The organism is Ruegeria sp. K11 (assembly GCF_056531905.1).
In genome coordinates, this window is record NZ_JBQFMP010000003.1 from 341,614 (window position 1) to 358,360 (window position 16,747).

18 protein-coding genes, 1 tRNA gene and 1 pseudogene are annotated in these 16,747 nt (G+C 57.6%); 9 read left to right on the forward strand and 11 right to left on the reverse strand.

Features of this window, described 5'->3' with window-relative positions; genetic code table 11:
* Positions 1-58 precede the first annotated feature (58 nt).
* From ACR0K4_RS06755 to ACR0K4_RS06775, 5 genes are read right to left on the reverse strand one after another with little or no spacing between them, the layout of a single operon-like run.
* The gene (locus ACR0K4_RS06755; RefSeq protein ID WP_480853337.1) at positions 59-1,093 is read right to left on the reverse strand and encodes a TRAP transporter substrate-binding protein; all 1,035 of its coding nucleotides are present in this window, start codon (positions 1,091-1,093) and stop codon (positions 59-61) included.
* A 58-nt stretch (positions 1,094-1,151) separates the two neighbouring features.
* Entirely contained in the window at positions 1,152-1,793 is a 642-nt protein-coding gene (locus tag ACR0K4_RS06760) for a Link domain-containing protein (RefSeq protein ID WP_480853338.1), read from the reverse strand.
* A gap of 17 nt (positions 1,794-1,810) precedes the next feature.
* The gene (locus tag ACR0K4_RS06765) at positions 1,811-3,130 is read right to left on the reverse strand and encodes a TRAP transporter large permease (protein ID WP_480853339.1); all 1,320 of its coding nucleotides are present in this window, start codon (positions 3,128-3,130) and stop codon (positions 1,811-1,813) included.
* Positions 3,127-3,699, reverse strand: coding sequence for a TRAP transporter small permease subunit (locus tag ACR0K4_RS06770; protein ID WP_480853408.1), 573 nt, complete (start codon positions 3,697-3,699; stop codon positions 3,127-3,129). The genes ACR0K4_RS06765 and ACR0K4_RS06770 overlap by 4 nt, the downstream gene beginning before the upstream one ends.
* 8 nt (positions 3,700-3,707) lie before the next feature.
* Positions 3,708-4,463 carry an N-formylglutamate amidohydrolase gene (locus ACR0K4_RS06775; protein WP_480853340.1) on the reverse strand — a complete coding sequence of 252 codons (756 nt, stop codon included), beginning with the start codon at positions 4,461-4,463 and terminating at the stop codon, positions 3,708-3,710.
* A 155-nt stretch (positions 4,464-4,618) separates the two neighbouring features.
* Here ACR0K4_RS06775 and ACR0K4_RS06780 point away from each other — a divergent pair, with 155 nt between their 5' ends.
* A complete protein-coding gene (locus ACR0K4_RS06780; protein ID WP_480516015.1) occupies positions 4,619-5,488 on the forward strand; it encodes a MurR/RpiR family transcriptional regulator in 870 nt (289 codons plus the stop codon).
* Between the two features lie 77 nt (positions 5,489-5,565).
* A pseudogene (locus ACR0K4_RS06785) lies at positions 5,566-6,321 on the forward strand (hypothetical protein); the annotation flags it as partial.
* Between the two features lie 7 nt (positions 6,322-6,328).
* Here the strand turns inward: ACR0K4_RS06785 and ACR0K4_RS06790 are convergent.
* Complete coding sequence (locus tag ACR0K4_RS06790; protein WP_480853341.1) at positions 6,329-7,003, reverse strand: TIGR04283 family arsenosugar biosynthesis glycosyltransferase; 675 nt, start codon at positions 7,001-7,003, stop codon at positions 6,329-6,331.
* A 73-nt stretch (positions 7,004-7,076) separates the two neighbouring features.
* Here ACR0K4_RS06790 and ygfZ point away from each other — a divergent pair, with 73 nt between their 5' ends.
* Together ygfZ and ACR0K4_RS06800 are read left to right on the forward strand one after the other, a co-directional pair.
* Entirely contained in the window at positions 7,077-7,814 is a 738-nt protein-coding gene (ygfZ, locus tag ACR0K4_RS06795; RefSeq protein WP_480853342.1) for a CAF17-like 4Fe-4S cluster assembly/insertion protein YgfZ, read from the forward strand.
* A 106-nt stretch (positions 7,815-7,920) separates the two neighbouring features.
* The gene (locus ACR0K4_RS06800) at positions 7,921-8,865 is read left to right on the forward strand and encodes an ABC transporter transmembrane domain-containing protein (RefSeq protein WP_480853343.1); all 945 of its coding nucleotides are present in this window, start codon (positions 7,921-7,923) and stop codon (positions 8,863-8,865) included.
* A gap of 52 nt (positions 8,866-8,917) precedes the next feature.
* On the opposite strand, the gene efp is transcribed toward ACR0K4_RS06800, so the two are convergent.
* Positions 8,918-9,481: an elongation factor P gene (gene efp / locus ACR0K4_RS06805; RefSeq protein ID WP_480516011.1), complete on the reverse strand. Its 564-nt coding sequence runs from the start codon at positions 9,479-9,481 to the stop codon at positions 8,918-8,920.
* A 219-nt stretch (positions 9,482-9,700) separates the two neighbouring features.
* On the opposite strand from efp, the gene ACR0K4_RS06810 reads away from it, so the two are divergent.
* Positions 9,701-10,021: a DUF6280 family protein gene (locus ACR0K4_RS06810; protein ID WP_037310273.1), complete on the forward strand. Its 321-nt coding sequence runs from the start codon at positions 9,701-9,703 to the stop codon at positions 10,019-10,021.
* A gap of 79 nt (positions 10,022-10,100) precedes the next feature.
* Here the strand turns inward: ACR0K4_RS06810 and ACR0K4_RS06815 are convergent, their stop codons facing one another.
* Positions 10,101-10,670 (reverse strand): cobalamin biosynthesis protein CobQ, encoded by a 570-nt coding sequence (locus ACR0K4_RS06815; RefSeq protein ID WP_480853344.1) that lies wholly within the window; start codon positions 10,668-10,670, stop codon positions 10,101-10,103.
* 60 nt (positions 10,671-10,730) lie between these two features.
* Here ACR0K4_RS06815 and ACR0K4_RS06820 point away from each other — a divergent pair, with 60 nt between their 5' ends.
* On the forward strand, positions 10,731-12,188 hold the full coding sequence (locus tag ACR0K4_RS06820; protein WP_480853345.1) for a cobyric acid synthase: 1,458 nt from the start codon (positions 10,731-10,733) through the stop codon (positions 12,186-12,188).
* A gap of 3 nt (positions 12,189-12,191) precedes the next feature.
* Here the strand turns inward: ACR0K4_RS06820 and ACR0K4_RS06825 are convergent, their stop codons facing one another.
* The 3 genes from ACR0K4_RS06825 to ACR0K4_RS06835 all read right to left on the reverse strand — a co-directional run bounded on the left by ACR0K4_RS06825 (position 12,192) and on the right by ACR0K4_RS06835 (position 15,189).
* Positions 12,192-12,947 (reverse strand): hypothetical protein, encoded by a 756-nt coding sequence (locus tag ACR0K4_RS06825; protein ID WP_480853346.1) that lies wholly within the window; start codon positions 12,945-12,947, stop codon positions 12,192-12,194.
* 74 nt (positions 12,948-13,021) lie between these two features.
* Positions 13,022-14,440, reverse strand: coding sequence for a TolC family outer membrane protein (locus tag ACR0K4_RS06830; protein ID WP_480516007.1), 1,419 nt, complete (start codon positions 14,438-14,440; stop codon positions 13,022-13,024).
* Positions 14,441-14,535: 95 nt separating this feature from the next.
* Positions 14,536-15,189, reverse strand: coding sequence for a protein-L-isoaspartate O-methyltransferase family protein (locus ACR0K4_RS06835; protein ID WP_480853347.1), 654 nt, complete (start codon positions 15,187-15,189; stop codon positions 14,536-14,538).
* Positions 15,190-15,410: 221 nt separating this feature from the next.
* Here ACR0K4_RS06835 and ACR0K4_RS06840 point away from each other — a divergent pair.
* From ACR0K4_RS06840 to ACR0K4_RS06850, 3 genes are all read left to right on the forward strand, one after another.
* A tRNA-Cys gene (locus tag ACR0K4_RS06840) sits at positions 15,411-15,484 on the forward strand.
* 361 nt (positions 15,485-15,845) lie between these two features.
* The gene (locus ACR0K4_RS06845; RefSeq protein WP_480516005.1) at positions 15,846-16,247 is read left to right on the forward strand and encodes a DM13 domain-containing protein; all 402 of its coding nucleotides are present in this window, start codon (positions 15,846-15,848) and stop codon (positions 16,245-16,247) included.
* Positions 16,248-16,331: 84 nt separating this feature from the next.
* On the forward strand, positions 16,332-16,712 hold the full coding sequence (locus ACR0K4_RS06850) for a hypothetical protein (RefSeq protein WP_480853348.1): 381 nt from the start codon (positions 16,332-16,334) through the stop codon (positions 16,710-16,712).
* Positions 16,713-16,747: the final 35 nt, after the last annotated feature.

Consider the following 16,747-nt stretch of genomic DNA (forward strand, 5'->3'; position numbering starts at 1 on the left):
CGAAAATTCTTGGTCTTCGAAAAAGCCGGCCCGCCAGGAAGCGGGCCGGCCAATGGCATTACCCGTAGCGGTACGGCCGTCCGGCCTTCAGCATGTCGGCGTTATATTGCTTGAAGATGTCCACAACTTTCGCCTTGATTTCGGACTCGGCGGCGATCTCATCCCAGAACACAACCGCTGCTTCTTCGACCTGTGACCATTCTTCATCCGGAATCGATGTCAGCTGCAGCTTGTCACCATTGACGCGCAGGCTGGCTTCGCCACCCCAATACCACCACTGGCGATAGTAATGAGACTGGTCACAGCACACCCGGAACAAGGTCTGCAAATCCTCGGGCAGTTCATTCCAGCGATCCATATTGGCAAAGAACGACCCCGCCCATGCTCCCGAAATGTTGTTGGTCAGGAAATAGTTGGTCACATCCGCCCATCCAACAGTGTAATCTTCGGTGATGCCCGACCACGCGATGCCATCCAATTCGCCGGTCTGAACGGCGACTTCGATGTCTTCCCACGGCAGCGTAACGGGCACCACGCCGAACTGGCTCAGGAATCTGCCTGCCGTCGGGAAGGTAAAGACGCGTTTGCCCTTCAGGTCCTCAAGGCTGTTGATCGGATCCTTGGTCGCAAAATGGCACGGGTCCCAGGCTCCGGCCGAGATATGCTTGACGCCAACCTTCGAATATTCCTCGTCCCAGATCTCGTTCAGGCCGTATTGGTTGAACAGCACCGGCACATCCAGAGAATAACGTGAGGCGAACGGGAAATACCCGCCGAACACAGTCACTTCGGTGGGCGAGGCCATCGAATCGTCATCCGATTGCACCGCATCGATGGTGCCCCGCTGCATAGCGCGGAACAGTTCACCGGTCGGGACGAGCTGATCGGCATAGAACAGCTCGATCTGCATCCGGTCCCCGGCAATCTTGTTGAACATATCGATAGCCGGATCAATCACATGGGCGGCCAGCGCCGGGCCCGCATAGGTCTGCATCCGCCATGTGATCGTGCTTTGTGCCAGCGCAGGCGTCGCCAAAGGCGCGGCAGCGACACCAACCCCGGCTGTCTTCAGAAACTTGCGTCTTGTTGTCATGTTTTCGTCCTCTCCAGTTGGGTTTCGATTTGTGATGCCTTCCGGCACTCTGATTATCTCACATGCAGCAATGTGCGTTGGCGGTTTGGGTCACGATGTTCTGCCCGGGCCAGATACTGAAACCGCCCTTACATCCATCGCTTCCCGTTTGCATCGACATGGCCAGCGTTCCGGTCTGATTATAGGTCGGATCGCCACCCAGGCGCGATTTTGCGCCCAGATCGGACACCCAGCCGATCGCGCATTTGGAATAGCCTTTGCCATGCGCCGCTTTCACTTCAGCGCCCGAGCACAAACGCGCCCCGTTGGCGGCGCACAGGCTGGCCGCCGCTCCGTAGTTCAGCACGTAATTCACGCCCGGCGGCGAGGCGTGAAAGATACAAAACCCGTATTTTTCGACCGACCCGGGGTCAGCGCATAGCTCCGAGCGAACGGATTTGATCGCTTCATAGTGAGTCGAGATCTCGTCCCGCTTGGCTTCCACTTCGCTTTGCATTGCGGAAATGGCCTGGCTGGCTTCGCTTTCAAAAACGGCGTCCACCGCCTCGTCAAGAGTTTCGCGGACATCTGACAATGTGACAATTCCGGTTATCCCGAAAACCGCCGCGATAGCCGTGATTGCAGCGCCGCCATACAGGATGCGGCTTTCGAGCTTTTGAATGCGGAGCTCCAGTTTATGCGAAGTCTTGTCCTCGTCCATTCTGCGTGCCTCCTGGATCATTTGCCGTAAACGTAATCTGGCAGCCACAATGCGATCTGCGGAAAAACCATGATGATCGACAAAGCCAGCACCATCACCAGAACAAATGGCAGAATGGACCCGTATATGTCACGCAGAGTAATTTCCGGCGGTGCCATCGCGCGCATCAGGAAAAGATTATATCCGAAGGGGGGCGTCATGTACGCGATCTGGGTGGTGATCGTATACAGCACCCCGTACCAGATCAGGTCAAAGCCCAGCGCACCAACCAGCGGCACATAGAGGGGCGCAACAATCACCAGCATCGCGGTGTCGTCCAGAAATGTGCCCATGACGATAAAGCTCAACTGCATCAGGATCAGGATCATCCAGGGTGACAGTCCCAGCTGCGCGGTAAACAGGTTGTCGATCGCCCTGACCGCTCCCAATCCGTCGAACACCGCGCCAAAACCCAATGCCGCAAGGATGATCCACATGAACATGCACGAGATCGCCAGCGTCTGCTTGGTGCAATCCTCAAAAATCTTCCAGGTCATGCGCCGTTTCACGACCGACACAACCAGCGCCGTCAGCGCCCCGATCGCCGAGCTCTCCACCAACGAGGTCCAACCGTTCACAAAAGGCACCATCATAGCCGCAAAGATGATCAGCGGCAGCGCCCCTGCCCCCAACAGCCGGATTTTCTCGGCCCGCGGCACGGTGTGCGCGTCTTCCATAGCCGGGCATAGCTCGGGCTGGATACGGCAGCGCACCCAAATATAAAGGATGAACATCCCGGCCATCAGCAGACCCGGCACAATCCCAGCCAGCCAAAGCTGCCCCACGGGTTGCCGGGCAATCATCGCGTAAAGTACCAGCACGACCGAGGGTGGCACCAGAATACCCAGGCTGGAGCCCGCCTGAATGACCCCGGTAACCATGGTCTTGTCATACCCCCGCCGCAGCAACTCGGGCAACGCAATGGTGGCGCCGATGGCCATACCCGCAACGCTGAGCCCGTTCATGGCCGAAACCAGAACCATCAGACCGATGGTTCCTATCGCAAGCCCGCCGTTTACCGGGCCCATCCAAACATGGAACATGCGATACAGATCATCAGCCAGACGGCTTTCCGACAGCACATATCCCATGAAGATGAACATCGGGAGTGTCAGCAGCGGATACCATTTCATCAGCTTCATCGCGGCTGAAAAGGTGATGTCCTGCCCGCCCGTGCCCCACAGTGCCAACGCGGCAACGGTGGCAACGGCACCGATCGCGCCAAAGACACGCTGGCCCGTGAACAGCATCAGCATCATCGACGCAAACATGAAGATGGCGATGTATTCCTGGCTCATGCCCGACGCACCCCGATCTCCTGCCCGTTGATCCTGGCGATGTCCTTGAAGAACTCTGATATCGCCTGCAGCAGCATCAGAAAAAAGCCCAACACCATGATCGACTTAATCGGCCAGATATAGGGCCGCCACGCGGTAGATGAGCGTTCAAGCCGTCCGATCTCTTCACTGCCGGTCAGCAGTCCGGTGAAGTACGACACCGGATCTGTGCCCCAGTAACCAAGACTGTAGGCGGTCGAGCCCAGCCCACCGTAAAACAAAACCCCCAGATACAGGATCAAAAGCAAAACGGTGAAAGCGTCGAACCACGCTTTCTTGCGATGGCTCCAGTTGTGATAAAACAGGTCCATCCGCACGTTCGACCCCAACTGGATCGAATATGGTCCGCCCATGATGTAATAGGTCACCATCGCGAACTGCGCCATCTCGAGCGTCCAGAGCGAAGGCAAAAAGAAGGTCTTCGAGATCGAGGACCACAACAAAATTCCCATCATCACAAACAGGCCCCACATCATGACCCGCCCGACCCGGTAGTTGACCGCATCAACCACGCGGACATATGCCCCCATGACGCGGATCACCCGGCTGCCCCCTCTTCGAACCCGGCCAGCGTGCGCGTGATCCACGGCACCAGACATTCCGCAGCCTTGCTTTGTTGCCGGGGTGTCGCAATCAGATCATTTCTGAGCTCGATCATCACGTTCAGAAGCCCGTTGGGCAGAGCCTGCGCATCCAGCGTGTGCGCAACACCGTCGGCTGCCGAATAAGGCTCGTTCATGCGGGTCACATAGGGGTTGTCGACGGAATACCCTGCCATCATCGCGCGGGCGAACCTGTCGTCGGCACCGTGCAGAATGCCCAGTTCGACTTGCCGTCGCTGACCCAGATATACAGGGGTGAAACTGTGAATTGTCACCATCAGTTCCAATGAGCTTCGATGCGTCCTTATCTGGTCTGACAAAGCTGTTCGAAACGGATCATAGACGTTGGTAATCCGCGCCTTGCGCTCATCAGATGACAGCGCAGCATTTGCGGGGATATCAATGTCTTCGCTGCGCGACGGCATTGCACCAGCGGCCTCGGGCGGCCGGTTGCAATCATAAACCAGACGCGAGACACCACCATAGACCAATGCAGCAGATAAACGTCCGGCAATCAATTCGGCTACGGCCAAGGCCCCCGGATCCCAGGCGATGTGACTATCCAACGCCGCGGCATCCAGCCCCATGGTGCCCAGAAATTCCGGGATACGGTTCGACGCATGCTCGCACACCACCAAAACCGACGGCGCGGTGCCCGCGTTTTCTGTGTGAACAACTGTGCCGAAGTCCAATCTGCTGCCCTGTGATTCCAAGAATGATCGGTTCTGGAAAAATTTCCACAAGCATTACACATCTGTCAATAATTTTCCTGTTAAAATTACACCACACTTGAACTTGATGAAAAATTATTCACACTGACACCGAAACGCTGAGAGGAGGATCTTAAGTGCGTGTGACGGATCGGCTGTTGGCCCATCGTGACAAGATGACACCTTCCGAGCGGCAACTGCTCGGCGTTTTGCTGGACGACTACCCTATGGCCGGGCTTGGTGGCATCACCGAGCTGGCGACGGCCGCGTCGGTTTCGACCACGACGGTTGCCAGAATGCTGCAAAAAACCGGGTTTGACGGCTATCCGCAGTTTCAGGCCGCCCTGCGCAGCGAGGTCAAAGAGATGATCTCGGACCCCGTTGCCAAGCGCGATGTCTGGAAAAACGATCTGCCCGAGGAACACATTCTCAACCGCTACTCCCAGCAAACGCTCGCCAACCAGAAACGCACGATTGACGAGATTGATCCGTCGGAATTTGACAGTTTCTGCAACCTGTTATGCGACCCCTCCCGGCGGATATTCATCACCGGCGGTCGCATCACGGGCACTTTGGCGCAATACCTGTATCTTCATTTGCAGATGATACGACCGGATGTGCGCCTTTTGCCGGTGGCCGCGTCATGGACCCATGAATTGCTGGATATCCGCAAGGATGACGTGCTGATCGCACTGGATGTTCGGCGCTACGAAAATACGACTTTACTGATCGGCCAGCTGTGTCAGGAACGCCAGGCGCAGATTGTTTTACTGACGGATCAGTGGCGCTCGCCCATTCATCGCATGGCCAAGCACACTTTCGCGGCCCGTATTGCCGTACCGTCGGCATGGGATTCGATGGCGGCGATCCTGACTTTGATGGAATGTGTCATCGCCGAAATGCAGGAACGGCTTTGGGATTCGGTCAAAGACCGCACGGATGAGCTGGAACAGGCGTTCGACCGCACCAAGCTGTTCAGAAAATTTGGCCAAAGTTCAGGCTCTTAACTGTTACAAACCCCGCAATTCTACAACTGCGCGTGAGGAGTGTTGCCAGCCGCGCGGCAGAGGTTCACTTTGGAGCCATGACTTTTGTGACTGAAAATCAATTACCGTTGTTGATCATCTTCTTCTTGATCGGGTTGATCGGCACTGGATTTCTGTTTCGCAAGCCAGCCGGACATCGTGCCTGGAAGCTGGCCGATCTGGTCTGGGTTGTACTGGGCGGCATCGGCGCGCTGGTGGCGGTTCTGGCGGGGCTTTATACCTCGGACAGTTCCCGACTGGACCGGCAGATCGACGTCGCCTACGCCGCCACGCTTGCTTTTGACAGGGATGCCGCGCGCTTTCGGCTGCGCTTTTGTGATCCGGCCTATGACCCGGATACCGGGGTTTTGTGCGAAAAGGTCGAGTTTCTGTCGGCCTCAACCGCCAGCAACTCAGAGTTGCCCTTGTTTATCGCCGTTACCAACGAAGTGGCCCCCCTGCAGGGGCTTCAGTTTCTGTTTGGACGTCAGGACAAGGACGACATGGATGACATGCGCGAAATGACCGCCAAGGCTGACGCATTCAACATTGATCAGTTTCTCGTTTTCACGACTCTGGACGAAACCACCCAAGCCGCCATCGACAATATGCGCCGCAAAGTGCCTGCGATCGCGGGCGACTATCTGATTTTGGCGCAAAGCTATGACGATCTGGTGGATCAGGTCGGAAAACTGAAAGACGAGTGGGAGTATCTGCAGGCCAACGCCCATATTCTTGTGTTGCAGATCGTCGCGCTGTGTCTGGTGAGTTTTGCGGCGCCCTTCCGACTGGGTAAATCCATCGTGGAGCTACGCTCGGCCTTTAGCGCCGATAGGACTGCGCCAGAACCTCGGGGTCCGCGCCGCAATAATACCGGGTCAGCGTCCAAAGGTTCCGAGCCCCCCTCCGGATCCAGCCCTGACGGGTATAGCGTTCCGCACTCGTGACTGCGGCCGCATTCAACACCACAACACGCGGCAGTGCCCGGATCAGGGCGACATCTTCCATCAGGGGGACATCCGGAAAACCGCCCGCAGCAGCATAGAGCCGCCGCGGCACCAAAAGGCCCTGATCCCCGTAGGGTAGCCCGAACAACCGAGTGCGCAAATTGGCCCATCCCGCGACCCATTTGGGGCCAAATCCCGTTGCACGGAACACAAGGCGGAAAGCAGCCGGGCGCGGCGAAGTCAGGTGCTCTGCCACGACTGCGCTCCAACCAGGTTGCAGTTCGGTGTCGGCGTGCAGGATCATTAGCCATTCGCCTTTTGCCACATCGCAACCCCGCCGCAATTGCCCGCCGCGTGATGGCACTCCGGTGATAATCACTGCCCCCGCCTCGTCAGCCATTTCAAGCGTCAGGTCGGTGGAGCCGCCATCGGTCACGATCAGCTCGCGGATCAGCCCAGAATGCAGCCCTTCCATCAGCGCCTGCAAAGTCGCGGGCAGCTCTTTCCCGGCGTTCAGCGTCGGGATAACGATACTGATCGGTGCGGACACGTCGGAAACCCTCTGGTCATGGCGTTGCGAAAGCCTATATCACGGTGCCAAACCCAAAGACGAGGACCAACCCATGCCCAATCGCCGCATTTTGCGCCTGACCGGGACGGATACCGACAGCTTTCTGCAGGGGCTGATCACAAACGACATTCAGCGCCTTGATAACGGGTTGGTCTACGCAGCGTTGCTGACGCCGCAGGGCAAGTTTCTGGCGGATTTCTTTTTGAAACGCGACGGCGCGGATGTCGTGCTGGACGTTGCAGAAACGATAGCCGATGACCTGATCAAGCGGCTGTCCATGTATAAGCTGCGCGCGGATGTGCGCATTGATGCGACCGACCTGAACGTGCAACGCGGAACCGGTCCGGCCCCCGACGGTGCCCTGCCCGACCCGCGGCACGCTGATCTGGGCTGGCGCAGCTACAGCACCAATCCGGAAAGCGATGACGGCACTGATTGGGACTCGATCCGGGTGCGCCACTGCATTCCGGAAACCGGGGTCGAGCTGACGGCGGACAGCTACATCCTGGAATCCGGGTTCGAGGCACTGAATGGGCTGGATTTCAAGAAAGGCTGTTATGTCGGTCAGGAAGTCACAGCTCGCATGAAACACAAGACCGAGTTGCGAAAGGGCCTGAGGACCGTCGACATCACAGGCAGCGCACCAATCGGGGCCGAGATTCAAGCCAATGGCAAAGCGGCGGGGGTCGTGTTCACCCAATCCGGCGGCAAGGCCATCGCCTACCTGCGCCTTGACCGGGCCAAAGGAGAGATGACCGCTGGCGACGCAACCCTGCATTTGCCGGAATAACGATGTTGCCGATGCATCACCCTGCACAGGTGGCACCTTGCTGAGTGTTTGACGTCCTCCGAGCGCGCGGTATCACTGTAACAGGTGGACGTTTCGGGATGTATGCATGTTTCGGCTTTATACCGCGATCTGGCGCGCGAGTGCCGGGCGGCAGATTGTTCTGATTATCCTGTCGCTGGCTGTTGCCGCCCTCGCGGCCGCACCGCTTGAGTTTCAACGGGACATCATCAACCACCTGACCAAGGACAACGTCGAGGCCGAGCGGTTGTTCCTGCTGGGTGCCGGAATGATGGGAGTCATCCTGCTGAGCCTCGGGTTAAAATGGCTGTTGGGATACCGCTCGGGCACATTGGGCGAGGACATGATCCGCCTGATCAGACGGCGATTACTGATGCGCGCGTCCGATCTGCGCGCCAGTGGTCAGGAAACACGCGAAGGCACCATGACAACAGCGATTTCAGCCGAGGCGGAAGAACTTGGCAAGTTTGCTGGCGGGGCCTTTGCCGATCCGGTGGTGCAGATCGGAACATTGTTCAGCGTGATCGGGTATATCTCATCCACACAGCCAGAGCTTGGGCTGATCGCGCTGTCGATGATCTTGCCACAAATCGCCATCGTCCTGATCTCACAACGCCGAGTGAATCGGTTCATTGCTGATCGTGTACGAATTTTACGACATGCCACCGACCGGCTGACGGATGACGATATACAGGCTGCCGTTCATGAAATCGACGCCGAGTTCGATGACATATTCGAAACCCGTCGAAAAATGTTCGTCTGGAAATTGTCAGCCAAATTCCTGCTCAGTGTGATCAACGGGCTTGGAACCGTTGGCGTCCTCATGCTGGGCGGTTGGCTTGTTTTGCAAGGTCGCACAGATGTTGGCACCGTGGTTGCAGCGACAAGTGGCCTCAGCCGCATTCAGGGACCGACATCGTTTCTGATTGCATTTTACCGCCAGGTAAGTGCCAACCGGATCAAGTTCGAACTGATGCTGGAACTGTTCGGTCCCGACCCTTCACGGTATCGCAGAATCGACGACCGACCATAAAGAAAACCGCACCAAGGCAGGCGCGGTTTTCAACACGGGTGTGGCGTCGCGATCAGGCGCGCTCGGAATATTCCATCGATTCGGTGTTCACGACGATCATCTCGTCCTGACCGATGAACGGCGGCACCATCACCTTGACGCCATTGTCCAGTACAGCAGGCTTGAATGAGTTCGCGGCGGTCTGGCCTTTGACGACCGGTTCGGTCTCGACAATCTTGCAGGTGACCTTCTGAGGCAGCGTCGCATTCAGCGCTTCGCTCTCGTAGAACTCGACCACGATGGTCATGCCGTCCTGCAGAAACGGGCGGCGTTCGCCCAGCAGTTCGGCGGGCAGTTCGATCTGCTCGTAGGTCTCGGAGTCCATGAACACCAACATACCATCGGATTCGTACAGAAACTGCTGATCTTTCTGTTCCAGGCGCACACGTTCAACCTTGTCCGCCGAGCGGAACCTTTCGTTCAGCTTTGATCCATTGCGCAGGTTGCGCAGTTCGACCTGTGCAAAAGCGCCGCCTTTACCGGGTTTTACGTGGTCCACTTTGACCGCTGCCCACAGCCCGTCATTATGTTCAAGCACGTTACCGGGGCGAATTTCGTTCCCATTTATCTTGGGCATGACATAAATCCTTCACAAACGGTTGATGCGTCAGTTGTCGTCCCTATATCTGGCGGGACACCACCTGGCAAGACAACGATACCTAGTGCTGCACATGCAGAAAGCCATGCACATTACGCAACGTAGCTATGCATTTTTGCTGTATCCGAATCGCGCTGAATAGGTCATAAGCACCGCTACGCCGAAAATTGCAAGAGCAAGAACAACAAGGAAGACGAGATGAGAGATTTCGTTGACGGCACTGCCTTTAACAATGAGCAGGGGAACCGCGCTCGGAAACTGTTTGCGGCTGTCGTACTGGCTGCTTTGGACGATGCCATTGCGGACGACAAGAAATATGGCAACGGCCCCGAGCAGATTGCCCGCTGGGCGCGCTCGCGCGATGGGCGCGAGGTTTTGTCCTGCGCCGGGATCGACCCGAACGAACGCGTGGTCAGCGGCCTGATGGAATTTGTGGGCCGTGGTGTTCGCACCTCGGTTGCGCTGTCTCGCGAAGAAAGCGAGCGCCGCAATGCCGCACAGCAGGCCGAAGCAGCCTGACCAATAAACGCGACCTACAGAAAAAACGCGCTCTTTCGCTCAGAGCGCGTTTTTCATTGGCTTGAGCTGGCTTTGCTCTTCAGAAAAACAGGATCCACTGGCGAGCAACCCAGATTTCAGCAGCCAGTAGAACGCCAAAGAACAGTGTAGCGCCTGCACTTATCCCCCGCCGCCACAGCACAACATATGATAAAACACATGCAAGCATCACCACTGGCGCAACCCAGAGCGCGTGGTGTGAGCTGTCCCAATAGCTGACCGGGCTGTGGAACACCCATGCGGTGATTGGCCAGAACTGCGGCCGCCCGTCCCCGGCATGCAGAAAGAAGTCCAGCCCCAGATGCAACAGCCCGGCCCCGGCCATCACAGTCAGAAACGCCCATCGCCGCCAAAGGCCCAAGATCAGAGCGGCGGCCCAGAGCAGAAATGAATTGTCGATGGCGAACACCGTCTGCCATTCGGGCGAATAATAGAGCTGTCTGAACACCACCTGCTCGGGGATACCCAGCAGAAACAGCGATACCCCGGCCAGAATATAAAGCGAAGCATCCGGCAGCAGCGATCCCAGCAGCGCTGCCGCAAGCACAGGGCCACGCGCAGGACGGGCAAAGACCGCGGCCCCGATCAAAAGATGCGCGGACGTGTTCATCTGGGGCTTTTCCTTTGCCGTCAAATCAGGTCATCTGCGCGCCAGCATAGGAGACAGGCCATGGTTCGGTCCATCATGATTCAGGGCACCGGCAGCAATGTCGGCAAATCAGTTCTCGTGGCCGGCCTGGCCCGCGCCTACACACGACGCGGGCTGAAAGTTGCGCCATTCAAGCCGCAAAACATGTCCAACAACGCCGCTGTCACCCAGAATGGCGGCGAGATCGGGCGCGCGCAGGCCTTGCAAGCCTGGGCTGCACGGCGACCGCCCCATACGGACATGAACCCGATCCTGTTGAAACCGGAAACGGATACGGGGGCTCAGATCATCGTACAGGGTCAACGCGCGGGGACGATGAAGGCTGGTGACTACCGCAAGGACAAATCCAGACTTTTGGGGGCCGCACTCGAAAGTTTTGACAGGTTGTGTGCGGATGCCGATCTGGTGCTGATCGAAGGCGCTGGCAGTCCGGCCGAGACCAACCTGCGAAGGGGAGACATTGCGAATATGGGCTTTGCCTGCGCCGCTGGTGTACCCGTTGTGCTGGTCGGCGACATTCACCGGGGCGGCGTCATTGCGCAGATCGTGGGAACGCAGGCTGTGCTGGACGCCGGTGACCGCGACATGATCCGGGGCTTTGCCGTCAACCGGTTCAAAGGCGACGTTGCACTGTTCGACGAAGGCCGGGACGATATCGCCGCGCGGACCGGCTGGCCCTGTCTGGGTGTGGTTCCCTGGTTTCACGATGCCTGGAAACTTCCCGCCGAAGACATGATGGACATCCGTTCTCACTCCGGCGGGACGTGCAAGGTGGTTGTGCCTCAGCTCGAGAGAATGGCCAATTTCGATGACCTCGATCCGCTGTCGGCAGAACCCGGCGTTACGGTCGAGATCGTGCCCGCCGGGCGCGCCCTGCCTGGCGATGCGGACCTTGTGCTGTTGCCCGGAAGTAAATCCACAATCGGCGATCTGGCGTATTTCCGGGCTCAGGGCTGGGACATTGACCTGCACGCCCATGTCCGGCGCGGCGGGCATGTGCTGGGATTGTGTGGCGGCTATCAGATGCTGGGGCAATCCATCGACGACCCGGACGGGGTGGATGGTCGTCCGGGCAAGGTCAAGGGTCTGGGATTGCTGGACGTGACCACAGTCATGAAAGACAAGAAACAAGTCACGTTGCGCAATGCCATCGCCCTGCCCGGTCGCGAGCATGTCAGCGGATATGAAATCCACATGGGGCGCACAGAAGGCCCTGATTGCAATCGCGCCTGGCTTGAGGTCGATGGTCGCCCCGAAGGGGCCGCCAGCGCGAACGGACGCATTCGCGGCAGTTATTTGCACGGAATTTTTGCAGCCGACGGGTTCCGGGCCACCTATCTGACGCAACTGGGCGTGACATCCGAGATTTCGTATGAAGATGGGGTAGACCAGGTCCTGGACGCGCTGGCCGACCACCTCGAGCGGCACATGGATCTGGATCAGGTGTTGGCATTGGCGCAAGCGCCTCAGCGCGGGTGAGGATTAGTCCAGATCCCGCGTGGCGATTGCCCTGTTGATCTCACGGCGCACCAGTTTGCGCAGGTTCTTGGTAATTCTTTCCCCAAGCGCACCCTGCAACTCCTCGCGCACGATTTGGGTTACCAGCGCGCGCAGGGCGTCATCATCCAATGCAACTGTGGCCTCAGGCGCTTTTTCAGCCGAACCCGGTTTGTGCTGACCGGGACGCTTGCTTCTGATGAACGTCATCTTTGGTTCCGTCGCCGCCTGAGTTTCGGCAGCGTCCGTGGGCCATTCGACCGCGCGCGTTTTCGTGCCGGAATAGGCATCATTGCTCTGCCCGTCCGGCTCCCACTGGTCCTCGGTTCGCGCAATCGCCGCCTCCAGCGCTTCGATCTTTGCACTCAAGCTGCCGGTCAGGTCCCGCTGGCGGTTCCCTTCCGGGGCTTTGGGCGGTTCGGCGGGCTCATCTACACTCACCTTGTCACAGGGCTGCAGGCGCATTGGTGTTTCCGGCAAATCGGACAGATTGGCCGCATTCATCGGCCCGGCTGAAGAGATACTGTCCCGCGGTGTCAGCTTCAGAGGATCGGCCTTGCCTCGCGTCGGCGATTCCGCGCTGACGCGCAGCGCCTCGGTCAGCACGAGCCGCCCGTGATTGCGCTGAGGCGACGACGGAACAAAGATAAACTCTGATTCTTCGCGTACATCCTCATCGACCAAACGCTTGACCGATGACAGGACGTCCTCTGAACCTGCATTCACTACACTATCAGACATTGTTCTCTACCGCTCTTTGCCTTGAGTCGATTGTACCCAATCCAACCCAGCGCCACAACCGGTAGCTACAATCCTTACTCGCGGCGCAACGCCTTGAGCACCCGATCCAGATCCTTGCTCTGCTTGCTGACCTGCGCCGGGGCCTTCTTGACCAGGTTATAGTACAGCGTCGGGTCATAAATCTGAACCGCCAGACCAAGACGTTCCGCCGTCAGAAGACCCTGCGCCTGCAACAGCTGATATGCCGCCAGCGACCGCTCGGTCCGCGATGCAACCTCGTTCAGTTGCGCATCCAGAAGGTCCTGCTGTGCGTTCAGAACGTCCAGCGTTGTCCTTGCGCCCAGTGTTGCCTCTTCGCGGATGCCGTCAAAGGCAACCTGCGAAGCGCGCACCTGCTCGGTTGAGGCCCGCAGGCTTGCAGACGCGGCCTGAAAGTTGGCATAGGCTTCCGACACGCCTTGGGTGATGTCCTTTTGCACGTTCAGAAGGTTGGCCCGAGATGCATCGCGTGTCGCCATGGCCCGGCGCACTTCCGCCGCCAACCGACCACCGGCATAAATCGGTTGATTGAATGTCAGCGCGATGGTTGCGTCTTCGACGCTATCATCGTTGTCAAAGCTCTCGGTAATACCCGCATCGGCGCTCAGGTTGACATTGGGGCCCAGATTCGCCCGCTGCTGCTGCACCCCAAGATCCAGCGCGCGCACTTCGTGCTGGGCCGAAAGAATGGCCGGGTGGTTGTTTCGAGCGAACGAAATCGCCTCGGATTCAGACCGCGGCAAAGGCGGCAGGCTGGGCTGGCCCGACGTACGTCCGGGCTGTTTGCCAACCGCGTTGACGTATTCCGCTTGCGCCGTGCTGAGGTTACCGCGGGCTACCGCAAGTTCCGCCTGCGCGCTGGCCAATTGCGCTTCGGACAGCGCTACGTCCGTGCGCGTCACTTCGCCCACTTCAAAACGGTCTTGCGAGGCGCGCAGTTCTTCTGCTGACACATCCACGTCGTTTTGCTGAATTTGAACGGTTTCTTCCTGAAGCACGACACCCAGATAGGCATTCACGGCCCGAAACAGGATCACCTGCTCGATATCAATCAGGGTCTGGCGCGTCGATAAAACGATTTCCTGCGCGGCCTGCTTGCCCAATACCGAGAACCCGCCGTCATAAATCAGCTGGCTTAGCGTCAGCCCTGTAAAGAAGTTGGACGGCTCGGTGCGCGTCACCCCGGCGCTGTTCGATACTCGTGTGGTGTCCTGGCTGACCTGCGCAGTAAAGTTGATGATCGGCCTCAGCGCGGATAAGGCAATTGCAACATCTTCGTCCGCAGCGCGTAACAGGGCGCGGTTCTGCTCTAGCAGACCGCTTGTGTTATACGCGCCGATGAAAGCATCGGTCAGATTATCTGCCCACACCATACGTCCGGGCAGCGCACTCAACGCAACGCCAGCGGTCAAAGCCAACGATCTGACCAGCTTCCCTTTCGCCGTCCCACGCATCACCAAATCCTCTCAAAACGAAATTACGCAATCACCAGAGCAATTTGCGGCCTTGTTTTCAAGTAATCAAGGCGTCAAAATAAACTATTGGTCAACTATAGCGAAAATGCACACTCAGCGCAAAATTCCGTCAGGACCGGGGCACTTGCGTTGAAAGCGTGGCGCCAGGTGACACGGCCGGCTGACTTGCGTCCCACCCTGACGGTGCCCAAATCCCCCTCCATGAACACACAAATGATGCGACCGTGTTCCTTGAGTTGATCCAAAAGCGCGGCAGGCACCGTTTCCACCCCGCCTTGGATCATGATCACGTCATAGGGCCCATGTTCGGCGGCACCCTCGGCCAGCGGACCGCCATGCACGATGGCGTTATCGACATCCGCCTCGGCCAGAACGGACTGTGCCTCACTGGCGAGCGCTTCGCTTTCCTCAACGGCAACAACCAGTTGCGCCATCTTCGCCGCGACGGCGGTTGAATATCCAAGCCCTGCGGCGATATCCAGCACAACCTCATCCTCGGTGATATTCACCGCGTCCAGCATCTTGGCCAATGTCCGCGGCTCCAACGCACAACGTCCTTCGCCCAGATCGACCAGTCCATCAACATAAGCCGCTTCCCGCTGCGCATCCGGAACGAAGTTCTCGCGCTTCACTTTCAGCATGGCATCGATAATGGGAAACTTGGTCACATCCGAAGGTCGAATCTGCGTATCAACCATCGTAAGGCGCCGGGCTGCAAAATCTGTCATGTGGTCGCTCGTGTGCTTTGCCGTGTCTCTCCGGCTTGTGCCACATCAACCGCCAAGCGGCAACGGCCCAGGCATCAAAACCTGCGCGGCAAAAAAACCCGATGCCGCCCACCCAAAACAGGTCGAGCACACCAGTTTTCAAAGTTAGCCTCTAGACCTCCCTCGGCAAAGCTGTTAAAACGCCCATCACACCACGGCAAGTGCTTGATTTCACTTGAAAAGGCGAGTTGGCGGAGTGGTGACGCAGCGGATTGCAAATCCGTGTACACCGGTTCGATTCCGGTACTCGCCTCCACACATTTCATTCCAGCAAGTCCATTAAGTGTATAGAATTAAAACGTCAGCAAATGCCGAGGTGACCAATATGCAGGCCATACGGGATGTGCCGTGCATGAAGCTGGAAAGCCCCTTCCTTGCCGGCCTTCCTATGCTTACTTGGCGAAACGTTGCGGTAAAGTGGTAAGCGAACTAATAATGCAATTCGCGTGGTTACCGCCCTGAATTCCAAAGGATTTCGAACACATTCGGCGAATTCTTCCCAAAAATAAACTTCATTTGTTTCAAATTCTCAAATTCCCTCGACGCGATGTGAGTTGGCAGCGCAGCAATAGTCTGCTCAGCATCTAGACGTCGTAGAATGAGATAGGAAATTCGTCATGACAATCAAACGCCGCCAATTCGTCAAGCTGGGACTTGCTTCGGCAGCCGCACTCTCGCTGGGAACCCCTTCTGCATTTGCCGGAGGCAAGGAACGCACGGGCAGTCTTTCCGGCCGTCGCGGCTATAAGGTAAAAGGAACCGTTTCCGTTACCGGCGACACCGTCACACTCAAAAGCGATTACGTCTTTGACCCGTCCAAGAACCCGCCGGACATCAAGATTGGTTTCGGCAATGGCGAGAGCTATGCCAAGGGCTCCAAGATTCACGACAAACTGACTGTCAAGAAGGGTGAAGCGTCGTTCAAGATCCCATCGGGGATCGACACGTCAAAATACAATGAGCTTTACATTTATTGCGAACAGTTCACTGTGATTTTGGCGGTTGCACCGCTTAAATAAGCAACCTCTCGTCAAAGCCTACCAAGAGCCGCCCGCGCCTGTGGGCGGTTTTCGTCTGATTGCCCGGCGGTTGGGAGGGCAGGTTTGTACCGTCAGGATTCCTTTTTCGATTTATCAAACTGGGGGCAGGCCGGACTTGCCTTGCTTAGTCTCGCGCTATTTGTGCTGGTGGTTTTTTCGGCACGGCGCATTTTGCACCCCTATCCGGTTTGGGCTAGGTTTGCGGGCGCTCTTGTATTGTTTTGGATGTTCGTATGGCTGTCGCCGCAAATCTATTACATGTACTATCGCATGATCATCCCGGACCTACCCCTTCAATGGGTGATCTGGCCACCCAGAGAGCCAATCAAGCCGCTGGAGATGCTGTTTTTCTCTTACCGGCAAAACCTGAGCGCCCATGGGCAGGGAATACTTGGGTGGTGCGTGATTTTGGCGGCGCTGCTGCCTCGCAAAAGGCCGAATTGAAAGCCCTTTCTGCATTGACCCGCTCTTTACGAAAC

Bases quoted from the DNA above. Each gene is read 5' to 3' on its own strand.
- ACR0K4_RS06755 (WP_480853337.1), bottom strand. From the start codon at position 1,093: ATGACAACAAGACGCAAGTTTCTGAAGACAGCCGGGGTTGGTGTCGCT.
- ACR0K4_RS06760 (WP_480853338.1), bottom strand. From the start codon at position 1,793: ATGGACGAGGACAAGACTTCGCATAAACTGGAGCTCCGCATTCAAAAG.
- ACR0K4_RS06765 (WP_480853339.1), bottom strand. From the start codon at position 3,130: ATGAGCCAGGAATACATCGCCATCTTCATGTTTGCGTCGATGATGCTG.
- ACR0K4_RS06770 (WP_480853408.1), bottom strand. From the start codon at position 3,699: ATGGGGGCATATGTCCGCGTGGTTGATGCGGTCAACTACCGGGTCGGG.
- ygfZ (WP_480853342.1), top strand. From the start codon at position 7,077: ATGCCCAATCGCCGCATTTTGCGCCTGACCGGGACGGATACCGACAGC.
- ACR0K4_RS06800 (WP_480853343.1), top strand. From the start codon at position 7,921: ATGTTTCGGCTTTATACCGCGATCTGGCGCGCGAGTGCCGGGCGGCAG.
- efp (WP_480516011.1), bottom strand. From the start codon at position 9,481: ATGCCCAAGATAAATGGGAACGAAATTCGCCCCGGTAACGTGCTTGAA.
- ACR0K4_RS06810 (WP_037310273.1), top strand. From the start codon at position 9,701: ATGAGAGATTTCGTTGACGGCACTGCCTTTAACAATGAGCAGGGGAAC.
- ACR0K4_RS06815 (WP_480853344.1), bottom strand. From the start codon at position 10,670: ATGAACACGTCCGCGCATCTTTTGATCGGGGCCGCGGTCTTTGCCCGT.
- ACR0K4_RS06820 (WP_480853345.1), top strand. From the start codon at position 10,731: ATGGTTCGGTCCATCATGATTCAGGGCACCGGCAGCAATGTCGGCAAA.
- ACR0K4_RS06825 (WP_480853346.1), bottom strand. From the start codon at position 12,947: ATGTCTGATAGTGTAGTGAATGCAGGTTCAGAGGACGTCCTGTCATCG.
- ACR0K4_RS06830 (WP_480516007.1), bottom strand. From the start codon at position 14,440: ATGCGTGGGACGGCGAAAGGGAAGCTGGTCAGATCGTTGGCTTTGACC.
- ACR0K4_RS06835 (WP_480853347.1), bottom strand. From the start codon at position 15,189: ATGACAGATTTTGCAGCCCGGCGCCTTACGATGGTTGATACGCAGATT.
- ACR0K4_RS06845 (WP_480516005.1), top strand. From the start codon at position 15,846: ATGACAATCAAACGCCGCCAATTCGTCAAGCTGGGACTTGCTTCGGCA.